The sequence below is a fragment of the Nocardia sp. NPDC051052 genome, assembly GCF_044456045.1.
Classification (GTDB): Bacteria; Actinomycetota; Actinomycetes; order Mycobacteriales; family Mycobacteriaceae; genus Nocardia.
On record NZ_JBITFL010000006.1, the window covers coordinates 360,873 to 377,744 of the forward strand.

Below are 16,872 nucleotides of genomic sequence, written 5' to 3' on the forward strand. Positions count from 1 at the left end.
CCTGCCTCTCCGCATTTACGTTGACTTGATCAATATTGACTCTAGTTGACAGTGCTCGCACAGTTCAGTCAAGGAGGTCTGAACGATGACTATCAATGGTGTCGAGCTCGACGAGCTGATCGACGTGCCCGCCGGACTACGCAATGTGGTGGCGGCCGAGACGCGACTGGGCGATGTTCGCGGGCAGGAAGGCTTCTATCACTATCGCCAGTACTCGGCGATCGAGCTGGCGTCCGCGTGCACCTTCGAAGAGGTGTGGTTTCTGCTGTTCGAGGGACGGTTGCCCGACCGGGACGAGCTGACCGAGTTCACCGGCGAGGTGGCGCAATCGCGCTTGCTGCCAACCGAATTGCTGCCGATCTTGTCGACTATCGCGGCGGGTGGGGATCCGTTCCGTCCGATGGTCGGGCTGCGGACAGCGTTGTCGATGCTGGCCGCGATTCGCGACCTGCAGCCGGTGTGGGACGGCGACCGCGCGTCCCGTAAGGCCGACGCGCTGCTGATCTGCGCGGTCACGCCGACGATCCTGGCCGCACTGCACCGGCTCCATCGTGGCCTGGAACCGGTTGTCCCACGCGCGGATTTGTCGACGGCGTCGAATTGGCTGTACATGCTGACCGGTGAACTGCCGCACCCACAAGCCGTCCGGGCGATCGAGCAGTACCTGATCGCCACGATCGATCACGGGTTCAATCCGTCCACCTTCACCGCGCGGGTCGTCGCGTCCACCGGTGCCGACGTCGCCTCCGCGGTTATCGCGGCGATCGGCGCGTTCTCCGGACCGCTGCACGGCGGCGCCCCGGACCGGGCGCTGGACGGTGTGGATGAGATCGGCAGCGTGGACCGCATCGACGGCTGGGTGCGTGACAAACTCGCCAAGGGCGACCGGGTCATGGGCTTCGGCCACGCCGTGTACCGGACCGCGGATCCTCGTTCGGTGCTGTTGCGCGACATCAGCATTGGACTCGGCGGTGAACTTGTCGAATTCGCGACCACGGTGGAACGACGAGTCACCGAGGTGCTCGCCGAACTCAAACCCGGCCGGGATCTCTATACCAACGTGGAGTTCTACGCCGGGGTCGTGATGGAGCTGTGCGGGATTCCCCGTTCGATGTTCACCCCGACCTTCGCCACCAGCCGTGTCGTCGGCTGGACCGCCAACATTCTCGAACAGGCCGACACCGCGAAGGTCATCCGCCCGTCCGCCCGATACGTCGGACCGCCTGCGCCGCAACCGGTGCCGCCGCGTGCCGGTCAGTCGGTGTGAAGGAGGTCCAGGGTGTCGAACCGGTGGGTGGCCCAGATGCGGCGTGAGCGTTCCTCGGGGTAAGGCTGGGTGGTCGGCTCGGCGGTGTAGACGCGGGTGGAGCGGGTGTCCGGATCGTATGGCGTCCAGCCGGGGGTGCCGGTGGTCGCGAAAGTCAGCCAGTCGGTGCGCATGTGGTGTGCGACGTGAACGGCTTCGGCGGCGGCGTTCGGGAACGCTGACGGATGGTCGCGGACCTCGACGAGGTCGAGGGTACCGAGGACGAGCAGCAGGTCGAGGCTGTGCGAGGCACCCTGGTCCCGGTTGTAGCTCCAGCAGAGTTCGTAATTCCAGACCTGGCCGCCTCCGGCGTGCTGGGCATCGGCCAGATGCAGGCCCGGCATCCGAAACAGCCAGTCGCAGTTGACGAGTTCGTACAGCTGCGCGGAGGTGGCCTCGGTGTAGAGAGCGCGGTAGCCGCCGCTGGCGTCGGAGGCGGGTGCGAAACGGTCGAGCGTGGTGGTGAGCTGCGCGTCGGTCACCTCGCTGCCGAGGAGGGGGTTGAACAGCCGGAATTCGTCGCGGGTGTGTCCCACGAGCAGATCGATGTCGCGTGCGGCACCGTCGGCGAGTGCGGGCCACGGCGCGTGCAGGAGGACGTCGCCGTCGACGACGGGTGAGAACGGGGTCGGGGTCAGCGCTGTCGGTCCCCATGATTCGACGAAGTCCGGCATCTTCCTCATGACTGTCCCGGTGGCGTTGATGAGCTCGCCCGGGGAAAAACGGGCGAGCTCATCGACGGTGGCTTGGGCACCGAGTTCCGCGGCTATCGTTGCTGAGATCTCGGCGGACAGTCTCGGCGAGAAGAAGGTGCCCGGGCAGCTCTGGACTATCGCGCGCCGAAACAGCCCGGCCGCCAACGGCATAGTCGCCAGCGCCGCAGTACAACCCGCGCCGGCGGACTGGCCGAACACGGTGACATTGCCCGGATCGCCACCGAACGCGGCGATATTCTCCTGTACCCACCGCAGCGCGGCAATCTGGTCGAGCATGCCGCGGTTGTTCGGCGCCCCGGCGACGTTGGCGAAGCCTTCCACACCGACGCGGTAGTTCATGCTGACCATCACCACCCCGGCCGCGGCGAGAATCGCACCATCCTGGTGCGGGTTACTGGAGGTGCCCTCCAAGTACCTGCCGCCATGGATGAACACCAGCACCGGCAGCGCGGCGGCACCGAGGTCAGGTGACCAGACGTTGAGGGTCAAGCAGTTTCGATCACTAGATGCCGCGCCGGCTTGGGGAACCGACGGACCGAACTCCAGCGCGTCGCGGACACCGTCCCACGGCTGAGCCGGGACGGGAGCCGCAAACCGTCGTGCGCCGACCGGCGGCTTGGCGTAGGGGATACCCCGGAAGACTCCGACGGTGTTTTCCCACCTGCCACGCACAACTCCCGCGGCCGTGCGGATTTCAGGATCGGTAATCACTGGCGAGTTCGCTTTCGGTCGGTAAGCCAACCTGAGTTCCTCGTGATCATGTGTCCAGTGTTCCTGAAAGTGGTACGTGCGTACAGGGGTGCACAGTTTTCGAAGGGTTTCGTGGCTGTTTCGTTTCGTTGGTTGCTACCAAACGTAAACGTAATAATCCCAACCAGGTTGGGGGAGTTAGTGGAACCGTGATCGAGTCTGACCGCCGATAATGTTCACTTATCGGCGGTCAGGAAACGCGGCAGGCAAATGAGTCTTCCTGCGACACGCCACATTTCGTTTCGTATGAATACGTCAATTGTTACGAAACCAACGCTACGATTCTTCAGTGTCCAACGTCTGCAACTACCCGGGCTGCTCCCGACCGATCACGCGCGGCGGGGGACCCGGCCGCCCGTCCGAATACTGTGATCACCCGGACCACACGAGATGGCGCGCGTGGCGGGAACGTCAACGGCTACAACAGGAGTCAGAGGCACCCCTCGCTAACGTCACTGTGACGCAGCAAGGCCCCGTCACCGTTGCCCGACTCCGGGCAGATGAACTGCTCACCCAGTTCCGTGGGCTCGCAGACCAACTGGGCAACACCCTCAACGCGGCGGTCGCGGAACTGTCCACCCTGGGCGACCCCTCCGTCGCTGAGGCGCAGGTCCAGGCCGTCCAAGCCGATGCCGCCCGGCGGATCGCCGAAGCCGAAATGGCCACCGTCGCCGCCGAACAGGCACGACGCGAGGCAGAGGACGCACGTGCGCTCGCCGAGGAAGCCGCCGACGATGCCGCCAGTGCCGCCGAAAGCGCGGAGGCCGCCGTCGCCGACGCCAACAGCACCCGCGACGACGCGCTACGCGAAGTCGAGCGCGCCACCCGCCAGGCCGCCGACGATGTTTTCGCCGCCCGCAGCGAGGCCGAGGCCGACATCCGCACGGCTCGTCGCGAAGCCGCCGAGGAAATCGAGCGCGTCCGCGCGGAAGCCGCCGAACAGATCGATCGCACCGAACGCCGCGTCGCCACCGAAATCGCGCACGCACAACGCGAATCCGCCGCCCAGGTCGCCGCCGCCCATTCCGAACGCGACCTCGCCGTACAACGCGCCACCGACGCCGAACGCGCCACCGAACGCGCCGAGCAGGCGGCCATGGAACGGATCGAAGCCGCCAACGAGGCCCGCGAGGAATGGCGCCGGGTCCGCGCCGAACTCGACAGCACCCGCACCGAACTCGCCGAGATCCGCCGCACCGCCGCCGCCGACATCGCCGCCGCCCGCGCCGAAGCCGCGGCCACCATCGACAAGTCCCGCACCGAAGCCGCCCACCGCATCGAGGCCCTCGACCAAGCCCGCACCCAAACGCTGGCCCGCGCCGAACGCGCCGAAGCCCAACTCGACGAACTCCTCGCCGAAACCCGCCGCAAACCAACCGCGGTTACCGAGATAGGGAGTCGCACAGGGGCGTAAGCGGTTCACGTTCGGGACCCGACTCGCCGAAACCCGCCGCGACAAGTGAAGGGCGGTCCTGGTTGAATCCGGGACCGCCTCGTCACCTGCCTCGAACAGGCGCCGGTGTCGATGCGTCGTAACACCCTGTGGCGCATGGATTCCGCAGTCGTCCATCTCGATCTGAGCATCGTCAACAGACGATGAGGCGGACATCGGAAAAAGACTGTCTGCTACCGGTATCGCTGGAGTCCGGATCCCATAGACTGCGATGCGCAGCGTCGGCGGCTTGCCTTGGCGTGGCGGAGGGAGGAGTCGGGCATGGCGGTAATCCATGAGACCACAATGGTTCCCACCAAGGTCGAGTTGTTGTCCTCGTGGTTGCCGACGCGGTCGTGGTATCGCGGTGACGTTCAGCCGGTGCTGGACCGGGTCGGTGGGTTTCGGCTCGATGATCCGGACGGGGAGGTCGGGATCGAATTCGTTGCGGTGACCGATAGTTCGGGTGCGGAGTCGGTTACCTATCAGGTGCCGTTCGCGTATCGGGGGGTGCCGCTCGACGGAGCGGAGGACGCGCTCATCGGTACGTCGATGCACGGTGTGCTCGGGCAGCGGTGGCTCTATGACGGGACGCGCGATCCGGTGGTTGTGGCCCAAATTCTGGCGCTGCTCGGTGGAACGGCGCAGCCCCAGGCGCAGCACGACAGTGTGACGGTGGATGAGTCGGTCGCCGTGACGACCCCTGAGATCGCGGTTCCGGCACTTGGATCGGAGCCGGTCACGGCGGAAGACGGATCGTCGGGCACCGACATCATGGTGGGCGCGCGAGTGCCGGGCAGTACCGCGATCGTCCGGATCAACCGGATTCTGCGCCCCGGTGACGAGTCGTCCGAAGACGCCGGTGCGGGTCACGTCACCGCGCCGTGGCGACTGCCGGACGGCTCCTCGGTTCGCGGGGTGTTCCTGACCTTCCACGGTCACGCGGAGAGTTAGCGGGACCAGTGAAAGATGAACGGCCGCAAAGCTGTTCATCGATACGGCGCTCGCTTGGCGAGACACACGACGCCGCGCCTGGGACCATATCCTTATCGGAGTGAACGGTGCACGGACTGTGCGGCAAGCATTCGCCACGACGCAGGCTTTCACACGCCAGGTGTAGCGCGGACAAGGACGAGCACTCGGACCGCGGAAGTCGCTGAGAGACGAGACGCGGTGGCCACCGTGGGGAAGATGGCCCGCTCCGGCGACGAAAGGACGTGATTCCGCTGCCGAAACGATACGCACGAATCATCGTCGGTGCCGCCATACTCGGAGCCGCTGGCTGCACAAGCAGCCCGGCCGCCACCGACGAGCCCCCGAGCGTCGGTAGCAAACAGGTTTCGCCGTGTGCCGCAGGCCAACTCGTGCTCAGCGCCACCGAGGTCTCACCCGGCGCGACCCACCGTGGCGTGCGGATCACCATCGGCCTGACCAACGGCACACCTGCGTGCGAGCTGTCCGGCTACCCGGAGATCGAGGCCGACCAGGGCGGCCCCGTCATCCGCGCCGACCACACGCCGCGCGGCTACCCAGGCGGACTCCCACCCGACCGTGACGCACCACCGGTCGTCATCATGACCGACAGCAGCACACCGCCTTCCGTCTCGGCCTCGGCCATCGTCGAAGGGATGGCGGTCGATGCCAACGGCAATTCCTGCCCGACCTACATCCGATTACGCGTCACCCCACCGAACGCATCCACCGCGCAACCCATCGCCGCCACCATCACCGCGTGCGCGCTGGAAGTCCATCCGCTTCTCGGCCCGGAGATGCACTGACCTCAACCACGCAGCTGCGCGTTGAGCCGGGCCGCCTGCCGCGTGAGGTGGTCGCGTTCGGGAAGGCTTGTCGCCGATTGGGCGGCGTCGTGGTAGAGCCGAGCCGCGGTCACCGGGTCGCCGTCACGCTCGTGCAGGTATGCCGAGACGGCGTCATACCTGGGCAGGGCGGGATCGAGACCCGCGAGTGCGGCCAAACCGGCGCGGGCGCCGTCGGCTTCACCGACCGCGACGGCCCGATTGAGTTGGGCCACTGGGCTCTTGGTGATCCGCAGCAGCTCGTCGTACCACTCGACGATCTGCACCCAGTCGGTCTCCTCGGCTGTCTGTGCGTCGGCGTGCAGCGCGGCGATGGCGGCCTGGGCCTGAAACTCCCCGAGTCGGTCGCGGGCGAGGGCATGCTGGAGTACGTCGACACCTTCGGCAATCAGACGGGTGTCCCATAGGCTGCGGTCCTGTTCGGCGAGCGGCACGAGACTGCCGTCGGCGCGGGTCCGTGCCGGGCGCCGCGCGTGATGGAGCAGCATCAGTGCGAGCAGCCCGGCCACCTCTTCGTGTTCGATCTTGGTCGCCACCTGGCGGGTGAGCCGGATCGCCTCGGCGGCAAGGTCGACGTCGCCGGAGTAGCCCTCGTTGAAGACGAGGTAGAGCACCCGCAGCACCGTGGCGACGTCACCGGATTGATCGAACCGGACGTTCGAAACAGTCCGCTTGGCCCGGCTGATCCGCTGCGCCATCGTCGCCTCGGGCACGAGGTAGGCCTGCGCGATCTGTCGCGTGGTCAGGCCGCCGACCGCGCGCAGCGTCAGCGCGACCGTCGAGGCCGGCGTCAAAGACGGGTGCGCGCACAGGAAGTAGAGCTGCAACGTGTCGTCCGCGGTCTCGGTCGGCCCGGGTGCCGGCTCGGCGTCGATCCGCTGTTCCCGGTCGCGGCGCGCCGCCTCGGCACGGTGCGCGTCGAGGAACTTGCGCCAGGCGACCGTGATCAACCAGCCCTTCGGGTCGGTGGGCCGCTGGTCCGGCCAGGTCAAGGCGGCCTGGAGCAGTGCTTCCTGCACGGCGTCCTCGGCGGTCGCGAAGTCGACGCCGCGATGCACGAGGACGCCGATCACCGCGGGGGTCAACTCCCGTAGCAGCAGTTCGTCGAGCACCTGAGCTCCGCTCACTCGGTGACCGTCGCCGCCGCGCCGAGGAACGGGCGCACCTCGAGCCACTCCTGGACCGGTTTCCCACCCGCACCCGGCGCCGCGGACAACTCGGCGGCCACCTCCAACGCCCGCTGGTAGGTGTCGACGTCGATCACCATCCAGCCCGCGATCAGGTCTTTGGTCTCCGCGAACGGGCCGTCGGTGACCGGTGGCCTGCCCTCGCCGTCGGAGCGGACGAACGTGCCCTTCGGGGACAGCTCCTGGCTTTCCACGAATTCGCCGGTGCGCTCGAGTCGAGCGCCGAGATCCTGCATGTATCGCACGTGCGCCCACACCTCGTCCGGCGTCCACTGATCCATCGGCACGTCGTGCACCGAGGCAGGCGCACCGCGGTAGTGCTTGAGCAGCAAGTACTTGGCCATCGTGTTCTCCTTGATTCGGTACGGCCTATTGTGACCGTCGTTGACAGTGCGGTGCTCAGGCGGCCGAGCGTTCGGCCCGCTGCCGGATCAGTTCCTCGACCGCGCTCGGCAACGTGGTGTCGAAGTCGATGAGCTTCGCCCAGGTCGGGGTCACGACGATCCGGACCATGCCGTCATAGAGCGCACGCACTCCCGCTTCCCACTCGACCCGCTGCTCGGTGGTCATCTCGTAGGAGCCGTTCATCTGGAGATATTCCGCGGGGATGCCATCGACCACGTCCAGCTCGACCCGGCCTCGGATGAGCAGCAGCTTCGGCGGATGCACCTCGGTGTCGATCGTCAGGGCCACCATCGGATTCTCGCGCAGGGCATGCAGTTTCGGGGCGTTCGTCGAGGTGCACAGGACGATCTCGGAACCGTTCCAGGTGAACCCGATCGGGACGTTGCGTGGCGTGCCGTCCTTGGCGACGTAGGCCAAGCGGGTCAGGTCGCGGGCCAGCAGTTCCTGGCTGAGCGGTCGGTTCAGGACTTCGGCGATCTCGTTCTGTTGCACGGTAATGCCTCTCGTTGGTCGACGGTCGTGGCCGCTGATAACCCTGGGACGGAGCCGGGGCGATCTTCTCGACATCGGGTGCGTGCTGAATTTCAGAAATTTTCGCGCTGACCCATTCGCGGATCCGGCAACGGCATGGCAACATTCGCCGACCGTGCCCGGCCGGACCGCGCTGAGGCGTCCGGGAGATGCCGGTAGTCGGTGGTACGTACCGTGCGTCCCACTCGGCGCACCGAGTGAAAGCAAACACGCGGCTATCCGTGGGAACCCGCCATATCATGTAGCTATGCCCGAAAACGAGCTCGAAGGGCGTACGGAACCACTGGCCGGGGGTGCCCGGCAGGCAATATTGGTGGCCGGTGCCTGCTCGATGATCGTGGGTGTGGTCGTAGCGGTGTGGCCACACAAATCGCTGCCGACCGTGGAGCTGCTGTTCGGTCTCTACCTGCTGCTCAACGGCGGATTGCAGATGGTCATTTCGTTCGGCGCGAAGTTCGCGCCCGCCCTGCGGGTGCTCGTTTTCGCCAGCGGCCTGATTTCGATGCTGCTCGCCGTGCTGTGTTTCAGCGGCGGCAATTCGGCACTGCTGCTGTCGTTCTGGATCGGACTGGCCTGGTCGGTGCGCGGGATCTGCCACGCCACGGTCGCGGTCTGGGCCGGCAATCTGGCGGGCGGCGGCAGGCAGGAGGTGTTCGGCCTGGCGACCATGGTGCTCGGCATCCTGGTCGGGGTGCTGCCCTTCGACTCAGTGGACGTGCTCGGCCTGGTGGTCGGCCTGTTCCTCATCGTGATCGGGACCATGGAGGTGCTCAGCGTCGCCGCGGTGCGCCACAGCGTGGTGGATCTGCCCGGTGTTTCGCGAATGCGGGCGGTCCGGCTCGATCCGTGAGCGTCGTCCAGGCAGGTGATGCCGAAATGCGGCCGCTGCGTAACGCATTCCGCTCGTGCCCGGCCCACGTACCGGGTTCACTGAAACCATGGCACCCCACGCGCTCCACCTGCAGCCGGAGCTGATCGTGGTCACCCACGGCGCCGACACCACGCTCACCCGGGGCGCACTCAGCGACAGTCTCAGCACCGCGGCACGATTGACCACGCTGCTGCCCGCGGGCGGTCGCCTCGCCCGCATCTTCGGACCGGCCAACCGGCTGCACGGCCGCGTCGCGGGAACACCACACGAACCCGTCGCCGCGCAGTACCTGCGGTACTTCGCCGTCCGCGGCGTCACCGCCGATCTCGCCGCGATCGCGTCGCGGCTGCGCGAAGACGACGCGGTCGACGGCGCTTACCTCAAACCGCCCGCAGAACCCCCGATCGCCCCCGACGCCACCACCTTTACCGCTGCCGCCGACGCACCACCGGTGACCCCGAATTTCGAAGCGCGCCAGGGCTATCTGGACCCGGCACCGCAAGGCATCGACGCCCGCTGGGCGTGGACCATGCCCGGCGGACGCGGCCAAGGGGTGCGCGTGATCGATATCGAAGGCGCCTGGCGATTCACCCACGAGGACCTGCTCGCCAACCAGGGCGGCGTGATCGGCGGCGACCCCTCCTCCGATCGGGGTTGGCGCGATCACGGCACCGCGGTCGCCGGCGAAATCAGCGGCGACGTGAACACCTTCGGCATCACCGGCATCGCACCCGACGCTCTGCTGCGCGCCGTATCGATCTTCGGACCAGGATCGGCGGCCGCGATCCGCACCGCCGCCGACGCGCTCGATGCAGGCGATGTCATCTTGCTCGAACTGCACCGTCCCGGACCACGATTCAACTACGCGGCCCGCCCGGACCAGGCTGGCTACCTCCCCATCGAATGGTGGTCCGACGACCTCGCCGCGGTTCGTTACGCCGTCGGTCGCGGCGTCATCGTGGTGGCGGCGGGCGGAAACGGTGCCGAAGACCTCGATGCCGCGCTCTACGACACCCGACCCGCGGACTTCCCGACCTCGTGGCGCAACCCGTTCCGCGGTGGGGCCGACGATTCCGGGGCGATCATCGTCGGCGCGGGGGCGCCACCTCCCGGTTTTCACGGCCGCGACTACGGACCCGGTCGAGCACGACTCGACTTCTCCAACTTCGGTTCCCGCGTCGACACCCAAGCCTGGGGGAGGGAAGTCACCACCACCGGCTACGGCGATCTCCAGGGCGGTTCCGACGAAGACCTCTGGTACACCGACGTATTCAGCGGAACATCCAGCGCCACACCGATCATCACCGGCACCGTAGCCAGCTACCAGGGAATCAGCACCGCGGCCGGTCAACGCCGGACACCGGCCGAGGTACGCGCCCGCCTGCGAGCCACCGGCTCACCGCAGACGAGCGCGCCGGGCCGACCGGCCAGTCAGCGAATCGGCAACCTACCGGATTTGCGAGCGATGGCCGCACCCCGCTGATCCGGCCTTCCGAATTCAGTGAGCCCGTCGCTCACGGACTGCCCGGTCGCGGAACCGAAGATCGAGTAGTTCCCGTGTCGCACGCGCCTCTCGGCTCCCGGCGCAGACAGGTTGGCCACCGTCGAGAACATGTAGGGGATCTGACCGACGCGAAACCCAGCCGGTCCGGCGATCGTCTGGCGGCTTGCTCGAGCTGGATATCCACGGCGGGTGTGCGGGCGCCATGTCCCGTCTGCCGTGGCGAGGCGCAGTTCATGGCGCGTGCGGGTAGCCGGGGTCAGGGAATTCGAGTAGTGCGGCACTCGTGGCAGGGAGGGCGATTCTTGGCACTGTGAGGGTGCGAGGAAAGGAGATCAGGATGAGTGCGATTCATATTCGTGCACCTGGACACCACCATCGGCCCGGTTTGGCAGGGGGTGCGGGATTGCACGGGATGGTGGTTTTTGGCACCGGCGTCGAGTGTTATCTGTCGTATCGGCCGACATTTCAGGCGCCCTACAACTTCCAGTTACTGCTGTCCGTCGAGTTCGATGAGCGGGGCAAGCGGGCTCTCGGCGCGGATCGGCGGATCGGGTATACCGATATCCACACCTTCGATCCGGAGGATTTCCCGGTGGCAGAACTGGATCCGGGGAGTGTTCGCCGACGTAGGTCGTTCTGCGGCACCCTGATCCGCGGCAGGCGCGAGCGCGGCGGGGTCGCGATCGCCACCGAGGTGCGTGCGACGGTGCAGCGCGTGGTGTATTTCGGCGAACTCGACCCGCATCGCGAACGCGGCCGCGGTCTGCTCACCCACCTGTCCTTCGGGCGGCCCGATCGGATGTATCTGGCGCACCACATCAATTGCCAACCCAGTTTCGATCAGATCGTCGTGGCCCGGATCATCCCGGGAACCGTGACCGACCTGCTCGGCGAGCCGCTGGACGACGAGATCGCCGGGTCGGGTTTCGCCCAGGCACAGCCGATCATCCTCGGCCAGCGCGAATTCACCGGTGCGCGTTTGCGCGCGGGAGAACTGGCGGTCGCGGCGTTCCCGACGACAGCCGGTGGCGCACAAGGATTCCTGGCCGACATCGCGGTCGAACGGCAGATCTATCTCGAGGTCGCCGACCTGACGTGACCGCCGAACGGCCGATGTCAATACGCCTCAGGTCGCAGTCCCGATGTCCCAAGGTCAGGGCGTCGATCAGCCCGCCGACGGACGCGCAACCCTGGTATCAGTGGCTACTTTCGACACCATGACCGAATCGGTTCTCCCCGCCACCGCTTCGGGTCGGCGGATCGCAGAGGTCGACATTCTGCGTGGTTTCGCCCTGTTCGGCATCCTCATCACCAACGTCGTGTTCGCGACAACGCTGTGGTCGTTCACCGGCGCGAGCGACGATCCGCGGCTGCGCTTCGACGGCCCCATCGACCATCTGGTGAGCGCGGTGGTCGGCGCCTTGTTCGAGGGTCGGTTCTACCTGCTGTTCGCATTCTTGTTCGGCTATTCGTTCACCTTGCAGATCGCGGCGGCGCAGCGCGCGGGTGCCTCGGCCAACAGGCGGCTGCTGCGACGCTGCCTGGCTCTGTTGGTGATCGGGCTCGCGCACGTGTACTTGCTGTGGATCGGTGACATCCTCACCCTCTACGCGTTCCTGTGCTTGATCCTGATCCCGCTGAAGAAGCTGAAGCCGCGCACCGCCGTGCTCATCGGTGCGGTGCTGTACGTGCTGTGGTGCGGCTGGTCGCTCGCGCCGAGCGAGGACGGCGACGGGATGGCCGCGCTGGCCGGCCTTTTCGACCTGCAGCGGATCCACGACGGATACACCGGTACCTTCGGCGACACCTTCGCCGACCAGATGTGGCTCGCGCCCATCTTCATCTTCCTGATCTGGTTCACCCAGGGCGTGACCGCGTTCGGCATGTTCCTGATGGGCATGGCGGCAGGCAAGCGAGAGCTGCTCACCGACCGGGAGACGTTGCGGCGCTGGGCGCCTCGGGTGCTCGTCGGCGGCTTGGCGATCGGGCTGCCGGTGTCGGCGGTGACCTTCGCGGGATCGATCGGTTGGTTTACCCCGCCGTCCAGTTGGGCCGGCGTGCAAGAACTGATCAACCCGCTGATGACGTTCGCCTACATAGCGGGCATCGTGTGCCTGGCGCAATCGCCGCGTACCGCACAGCTGATCGGCCGGCTGGCTCCGGCCGGGCGGATGGCGGCATCCAACTACATCGGGCAGTCCATCGTGCTCATGGTGATCTACACCGGCTACGGGTTCGCACTGGTCGATACGATCCCGCCGGCCGGAGTCGTCGGCATCGCCCTACTCACTTACGCCGCTCAACTGGCGCTGAGCAGCTGGTGGTTGCGTAATCACCGGTACGGACCAGTGGAGTGGGCGCTGCGGGCCGCGACCTATCTGTCGCTTCCGGAGTGGAAGCGTCGTCCGGAACCGGTTCCGGCACAGGTGAATTGACCCCCGGGGTCGCCGAGGGCCAAGTCACCTTGCCGGACCAACTGCGCGCCGACGCTGGACCGCGCAGCGCTAGTTCCGCGCGGCCAGGATCTGGGTGAGGTAGTCCTGGGTGCCGTCGATGCGTTGCAGATGCGGGTAACGGAGGCCGTCGTGATAGTTCAGTTCAACGGTCCGAGTCTGATCGAAGTCTTTCACCTGCAACCGGATCGGTGCGGGGTTTGTCTTGGCCGCCTCGATCGCGGCTTCCATCGTGGCTTGGGAATAGGGGGCGTCGTTGACCGAAACCACCGTCATCCCGGAGCCGACTTTCGCCTTGAATGCGGGTCCTTCCCATCGCACGTCGGTGACCTTGCCTTCGCCGGACACGTTGAGACCGATCGAGTAGGTGTAGTTGACGGCGCCCTCAGCCTCTTTCCGCTGAGCCGTGAGCAAGGCACCCGGGTTGTTGTCGTAGACCAACTTCCACCCCGTCTTCTCGACACTTGTGGCGAACGGTTCTTTTCCGTCGAGGCGATCGCGCAGGTACTTCGCCCAATCGTCGGCTACCACGCCGTTGAGCGTCGAGACGATGTCGTCGAAGTTGTAGGTGTTCTGCGACTCCCACTTACTGTCGTCGACACCGAAGAACGCGCGAGCGAAATCATCGAGTGACTTCGTGTTCCCCGACAGTTCGCGGATACGCGCGTCCACCCCCAGCCACACCAGTTGCCCGCCCTGGTAGTAATCCTCGCTGAGCTGCCACGACCGATACGGCTTCGTACGCCGCTGAGCGACGATGGGATCGTTGGTGGTGTCCTGCAGACTGCGCCAGCTGAGTCCGGGCCGGTTGTCGGTGTATGCGGCGACTACCGAAGCCAGCGCATCACGAGAGAGTTCCGCGGGTCGCAAGCCGGACCGGTTGGTGAGCACGTTGCCCCAATACTGCGTCTGTCCCTCGTAGACCCACAACAAGCTGTCTTGCATCGGAACGTTGTAGTTGGGTGTCCACAGGTCTGCCGGGCGTCGAAACTTGCCGTTCCAGGAATGGGTGTACTCGTGCCCGAGCAGATCGTCGCTACCGATCGCGGGGTCCCACCCGGTGAAATAGGTCGTGGGTTCGCCGTTCTCGCTGGATCGTTGGTGCTCCAATCCGTTGGAGCTGAGCTGATCCGACAACGACAGCAGGAAGTCGTAGTGGTCATAGTGTTGTGAGCCGTACAGTTCCGTAGCCTGTCGCACCAGGGCCTTGTGCAGCTCGATGTGCTCGGGCTTGGCCTCGAGCTGCTCCGGTGCGTCCGCGAATGCTTGCAGCCGCACCGGGGTTTTCGCGCCAGGAGCCAGGTCGAACTCCTTGTGATAGCGCCCCGCGTATACGGGCGAATCGACGAGGATGTCCAGCGGAACGGGCTTGTAATTGACGGTGTCGCCGTTCTTGACAGCGACGTCCAGCGCGGTTCCGGCCTCGAATCCTGGCGGATAGGTGACGCTCGCGTTGAAGGGAATCTCACTGACGGGAGCACCGGCCGGATAGAGGACCACGGCATTCCACTGCAAATTCAGCATATTCGGCGTCATCACCACGCGCCCTTGCCCGGAATCGGTCGGGGTGAGGTATTGGAAGTTCGCGTCGATTGATTGCACGCCGTCGGGCACCGTAACCTTGAACGCATACACGTTCAGCGGATCCCGCTTCCACTCCAGCTTGTTCCCGGCGCCGGTGAAGGTGAGGCCCGCGATCTTGTCGATCGGACCGGACGGAGAGTGGTTGCCGGGCAGCCATTGCGGAAAGCGTAAATCCACCTCGCCCGGCTGAACGGGGATCGTCTGTTTCACCTGAATAATGCGTTGCGGCAGATTGGTCACGTCGACCGCCACCGAGATCGCTTTCTGATTAGCCGGAGCTTCATCCGACTTGTTGCGCAAGCCGAAGTAAAGCGAGGCTGCCAGGAGTATGACGACAACGACTCCAACGGCGCTGATAATACGAATCTTGGACAACGACACTCCCGAATCACACAGACGATCTTGTCGACAGTACGAAATAGACGCCCCGGTAACTTGTGGTCACCGGTCGAGGATAGGACCTACCGATCGCCGATATAAACAATGCTGCTTATATCGGCAACAATTACACGTACGGTGCGGTCGCCGCGACCGCCTGCCCTATCCCCTCCTCCGGCGTCAACGCTTCACATAGTTTGTTCGGGTCGGCGAGCGCCCCTTAGTTGCTGAACTGATTGTCGATCCTACGAGGGTTGGTATCGCCGCGTGCGAGGAGCGAGTGTGGCCTGCGTCATACTGATCGCGAAGTGTGGGCGGTCGTTTGCGACTCGATGAAGGCGAGTGTGGTGTCGAGGGCGAGCTCGAGGGGCGTGGTGTTGCGGTTGAGCTGGGCCATGACCAGTCCACCTTGCAACGAGGCCAGCAGCGCGACCGCCAGTGTCTCCAGATCCTGGCCGCATACGACGCGCTGCGCAAGGTCTAGCGTTCCTTCGCGGCGAGGAGTAGGTCGAGCAGTTGGGCGGCGAATGGAACGGGGGCTTCGGTGAAACCGCTGTGGCCGCCGGGGAATTCGGTGAGGGGGAGGTGGAGGCTGGTGGCGAGGGTGGCGGCTGGGCGGTGGGGGAGGTGGCCGCGGGTCTCTTGGCCTGCGGCGAGGATCAGGCGGTCGGTTCGGGTGGCGAGGGCGGGTTCGTCGGGGAGGTAGGAGGTGATGGGACGGAGTTCGTTGGCCAGCATGAGGGCGGCGTTGGCGTAGAGGCGGCGGGTCATTTCGGCTGCGCGGGGCGGTAATTCGGCGGGGTCGGGCATGGGTTTCATGGTTACGCCGATACCTTCCATGAAGCGGGCGCCCGCGGCTGCGACTCCCTCGGTGCGGAACAGTGTGTACACCTCGTCGACGAATGCCGTCTGCTCGGCTGCGTCGGCGAGTACCGCGAAGCACGGTGGTTCGTGGGCGATGACCAGGCGCAGGCGTTCGGGATGGTGGGTGAGCAGGTCGAGGGCGATGACGGCGCCGCCGCTTCCGCCGAACACGTAAGCGTCTTCGCCTGCGGGGGTGAGGGCTTCGAGTAAGCGGTAGGCGTCGTCGCGCTGTACTGCGACCAGCTGATCGACCGGCTCGGCGGAGTCGAGCACGCTGCGGGAGTAGCCCCGCGGGTCGAGCGTGACGACGGTGAAATGCACGGCCAGGATGTCGGCGATCGGGTCGAAGACTGCCGCGTCACCGCCGCTGCCGGGGAGGAGCAGTAGTACGGGGCCGGTGCCGCGTACCTCGTAGTAGAGGGTGGCGCCGGGGACCTTCAGGGTGCCGGTTCTCATTGCCGTTCCTTGCTGGCAGGCCAGTGCTCGAGGGTGACGTGCAGCGCATCGATGATCCGTTCCCAGGAAGCGGTGGTGTCACGTGAGTGGGCGAAGCCACCGGTGGCCTCGAGAGCGGCATAGCCGTGAAAGGTGCTGCGCAGCAACCGGACCGCGTCGGTGAGGTCGGGTTCGGTGAGACCGTAGGCGCGCAGCATGCTGTAGGTGAGTTCGATGCCGCGCACCGCGCCGGGGTGGGGCTCGACCAGTCCGGACGGCACTGACGATTGGGTGGCGGTGTAGCGCCCCGGATATCGCAGGGCGTATTCGCGCCAGGCGTTGGCGAAGGCGGCGAGCGCGTCGCGGCCCGCTCGTCCCGCGACGGCGCTCGAAATGAGGTCGGTCTTGTCGGCGGCGGCGAGCATGGCGACCCGCGCCCGGAGTTCCTGCAGGTTCTTGACGTGGGAGTAGAGGCTGGCGTCCTTGACGCCGAACTTCTTGGCCAACGCCGACATCGTCACGTTGTCGAAGCCGATCTCATCGGCGAGATCGGCGGCGGCCCGGGTGATCCGCTCGGCGGTCAATCCGGCTCGTGCCATCATCCGCACACCTCCATCAAACTAGGGTGCTTAGTTTATA

15 protein-coding genes are annotated in these 16,872 nt (G+C 66.0%); 8 read left to right on the top strand and 7 right to left on the bottom strand.

Features of this window, described 5'->3' with window-relative positions; genetic code table 11:
* Positions 1 to 85: 85 nt before the first annotated feature.
* Positions 86 to 1,267 (top strand): citrate synthase, encoded by a 1,182-nt coding sequence (locus ACIBCN_RS22885; RefSeq protein ID WP_396993647.1) that lies wholly within the window; start codon positions 86 to 88, stop codon positions 1,265 to 1,267.
* On the opposite strand, the gene ACIBCN_RS22890 is transcribed toward ACIBCN_RS22885, so the two are convergent.
* Entirely contained in the window at positions 1,255 to 2,733 is a 1,479-nt protein-coding gene (locus ACIBCN_RS22890; protein ID WP_396993648.1) for a carboxylesterase/lipase family protein, read from the bottom strand. The two genes, ACIBCN_RS22885 and ACIBCN_RS22890, sit on opposite strands and share 13 nt — an antisense overlap.
* Before the next feature lie 496 nt (positions 2,734 to 3,229).
* Between ACIBCN_RS22890 and ACIBCN_RS22895 the strand changes: the two genes are divergently transcribed.
* The 3 genes from ACIBCN_RS22895 (at position 3,230) to ACIBCN_RS22905 (ending at position 5,982) form a co-directional block, all read left to right on the top strand.
* Complete coding sequence (locus ACIBCN_RS22895) at positions 3,230 to 4,186, top strand: hypothetical protein (protein WP_396993649.1); 957 nt, start codon at positions 3,230 to 3,232, stop codon at positions 4,184 to 4,186.
* Positions 4,187 to 4,486: 300 nt separating this feature from the next.
* Positions 4,487 to 5,158 carry a 1,4-alpha-glucan branching protein gene (locus ACIBCN_RS22900; protein WP_396993650.1) on the top strand — a complete coding sequence of 224 codons (672 nt, stop codon included), beginning with the start codon at positions 4,487 to 4,489 and terminating at the stop codon, positions 5,156 to 5,158.
* A gap of 263 nt (positions 5,159 to 5,421) precedes the next feature.
* Positions 5,422 to 5,982, top strand: coding sequence for a DUF4232 domain-containing protein (locus tag ACIBCN_RS22905; RefSeq protein WP_396993651.1), 561 nt, complete (start codon positions 5,422 to 5,424; stop codon positions 5,980 to 5,982).
* A 2-nt stretch (positions 5,983 to 5,984) separates the two neighbouring features.
* Here the strand turns inward: ACIBCN_RS22905 and ACIBCN_RS22910 are convergent, their stop codons facing one another.
* Genes ACIBCN_RS22910 through ACIBCN_RS22920 form a run of 3 tightly spaced genes read right to left on the bottom strand, consistent with a single transcriptional unit; the run spans position 5,985 to position 8,105 of the window.
* Positions 5,985 to 7,148 (bottom strand): RNA polymerase sigma factor, encoded by a 1,164-nt coding sequence (locus ACIBCN_RS22910; RefSeq protein WP_396993652.1) that lies wholly within the window; start codon positions 7,146 to 7,148, stop codon positions 5,985 to 5,987.
* Positions 7,145 to 7,552, bottom strand: a complete 408-nt coding sequence (locus ACIBCN_RS22915; protein ID WP_396993653.1) for a YciI family protein — start codon at positions 7,550 to 7,552, stop codon at positions 7,145 to 7,147. The genes ACIBCN_RS22910 and ACIBCN_RS22915 overlap by 4 nt, the downstream gene beginning before the upstream one ends.
* A gap of 55 nt (positions 7,553 to 7,607) precedes the next feature.
* Complete coding sequence (locus ACIBCN_RS22920; RefSeq protein WP_396993654.1) at positions 7,608 to 8,105, bottom strand: pyridoxamine 5'-phosphate oxidase family protein; 498 nt, start codon at positions 8,103 to 8,105, stop codon at positions 7,608 to 7,610.
* Between the two features lie 286 nt (positions 8,106 to 8,391).
* On the opposite strand from ACIBCN_RS22920, the gene ACIBCN_RS22925 reads away from it, so the two are divergent.
* The 4 genes from ACIBCN_RS22925 (at position 8,392) to ACIBCN_RS22940 (ending at position 12,954) form a co-directional block, all read left to right on the top strand.
* A complete protein-coding gene (locus tag ACIBCN_RS22925; protein ID WP_396993655.1) occupies positions 8,392 to 8,994 on the top strand; it encodes a DUF308 domain-containing protein in 603 nt (200 codons plus the stop codon).
* An 88-nt stretch (positions 8,995 to 9,082) separates the two neighbouring features.
* A complete protein-coding gene (locus ACIBCN_RS22930; protein WP_396993656.1) occupies positions 9,083 to 10,498 on the top strand; it encodes a S8 family serine peptidase in 1,416 nt (471 codons plus the stop codon).
* A 358-nt stretch (positions 10,499 to 10,856) separates the two neighbouring features.
* A complete protein-coding gene (locus ACIBCN_RS22935; protein WP_396993657.1) occupies positions 10,857 to 11,618 on the top strand; it encodes a hypothetical protein in 762 nt (253 codons plus the stop codon).
* A 118-nt stretch (positions 11,619 to 11,736) separates the two neighbouring features.
* Positions 11,737 to 12,954 (top strand): DUF418 domain-containing protein, encoded by a 1,218-nt coding sequence (locus tag ACIBCN_RS22940; RefSeq protein ID WP_396993658.1) that lies wholly within the window; start codon positions 11,737 to 11,739, stop codon positions 12,952 to 12,954.
* A 69-nt stretch (positions 12,955 to 13,023) separates the two neighbouring features.
* Here ACIBCN_RS22940 and ACIBCN_RS22945 read toward each other — a convergent pair whose 3' ends face one another.
* From ACIBCN_RS22945 to ACIBCN_RS22955, 3 genes are all read right to left on the bottom strand, one after another.
* A complete protein-coding gene (locus ACIBCN_RS22945) occupies positions 13,024 to 14,937 on the bottom strand; it encodes a M61 family metallopeptidase (protein WP_396993659.1) in 1,914 nt (637 codons plus the stop codon).
* A gap of 477 nt (positions 14,938 to 15,414) precedes the next feature.
* A complete protein-coding gene (locus ACIBCN_RS22950) occupies positions 15,415 to 16,254 on the bottom strand; it encodes an alpha/beta fold hydrolase (protein ID WP_396993660.1) in 840 nt (279 codons plus the stop codon).
* Positions 16,251 to 16,835 (bottom strand): TetR/AcrR family transcriptional regulator, encoded by a 585-nt coding sequence (locus ACIBCN_RS22955; protein WP_396993661.1) that lies wholly within the window; start codon positions 16,833 to 16,835, stop codon positions 16,251 to 16,253. Before ACIBCN_RS22955 ends, ACIBCN_RS22950 begins: the two co-directional genes overlap by 4 nt.
* Positions 16,836 to 16,872: the final 37 nt, after the last annotated feature.

Bases quoted from the DNA above. Each gene is read 5' to 3' on its own strand.
- ACIBCN_RS22885 (WP_396993647.1), top strand. From the start codon at position 86: ATGACTATCAATGGTGTCGAGCTCGACGAGCTGATCGACGTGCCCGCC.
- ACIBCN_RS22900 (WP_396993650.1), top strand. From the start codon at position 4,487: ATGGCGGTAATCCATGAGACCACAATGGTTCCCACCAAGGTCGAGTTG.
- ACIBCN_RS22915 (WP_396993653.1), bottom strand. From the start codon at position 7,552: ATGGCCAAGTACTTGCTGCTCAAGCACTACCGCGGTGCGCCTGCCTCG.
- ACIBCN_RS22925 (WP_396993655.1), top strand. From the start codon at position 8,392: ATGCCCGAAAACGAGCTCGAAGGGCGTACGGAACCACTGGCCGGGGGT.
- ACIBCN_RS22930 (WP_396993656.1), top strand. From the start codon at position 9,083: ATGGCACCCCACGCGCTCCACCTGCAGCCGGAGCTGATCGTGGTCACC.
- ACIBCN_RS22935 (WP_396993657.1), top strand. From the start codon at position 10,857: ATGAGTGCGATTCATATTCGTGCACCTGGACACCACCATCGGCCCGGT.
- ACIBCN_RS22940 (WP_396993658.1), top strand. From the start codon at position 11,737: ATGACCGAATCGGTTCTCCCCGCCACCGCTTCGGGTCGGCGGATCGCA.
- ACIBCN_RS22950 (WP_396993660.1), bottom strand. From the start codon at position 16,254: ATGAGAACCGGCACCCTGAAGGTCCCCGGCGCCACCCTCTACTACGAG.
- ACIBCN_RS22955 (WP_396993661.1), bottom strand. From the start codon at position 16,835: ATGATGGCACGAGCCGGATTGACCGCCGAGCGGATCACCCGGGCCGCC.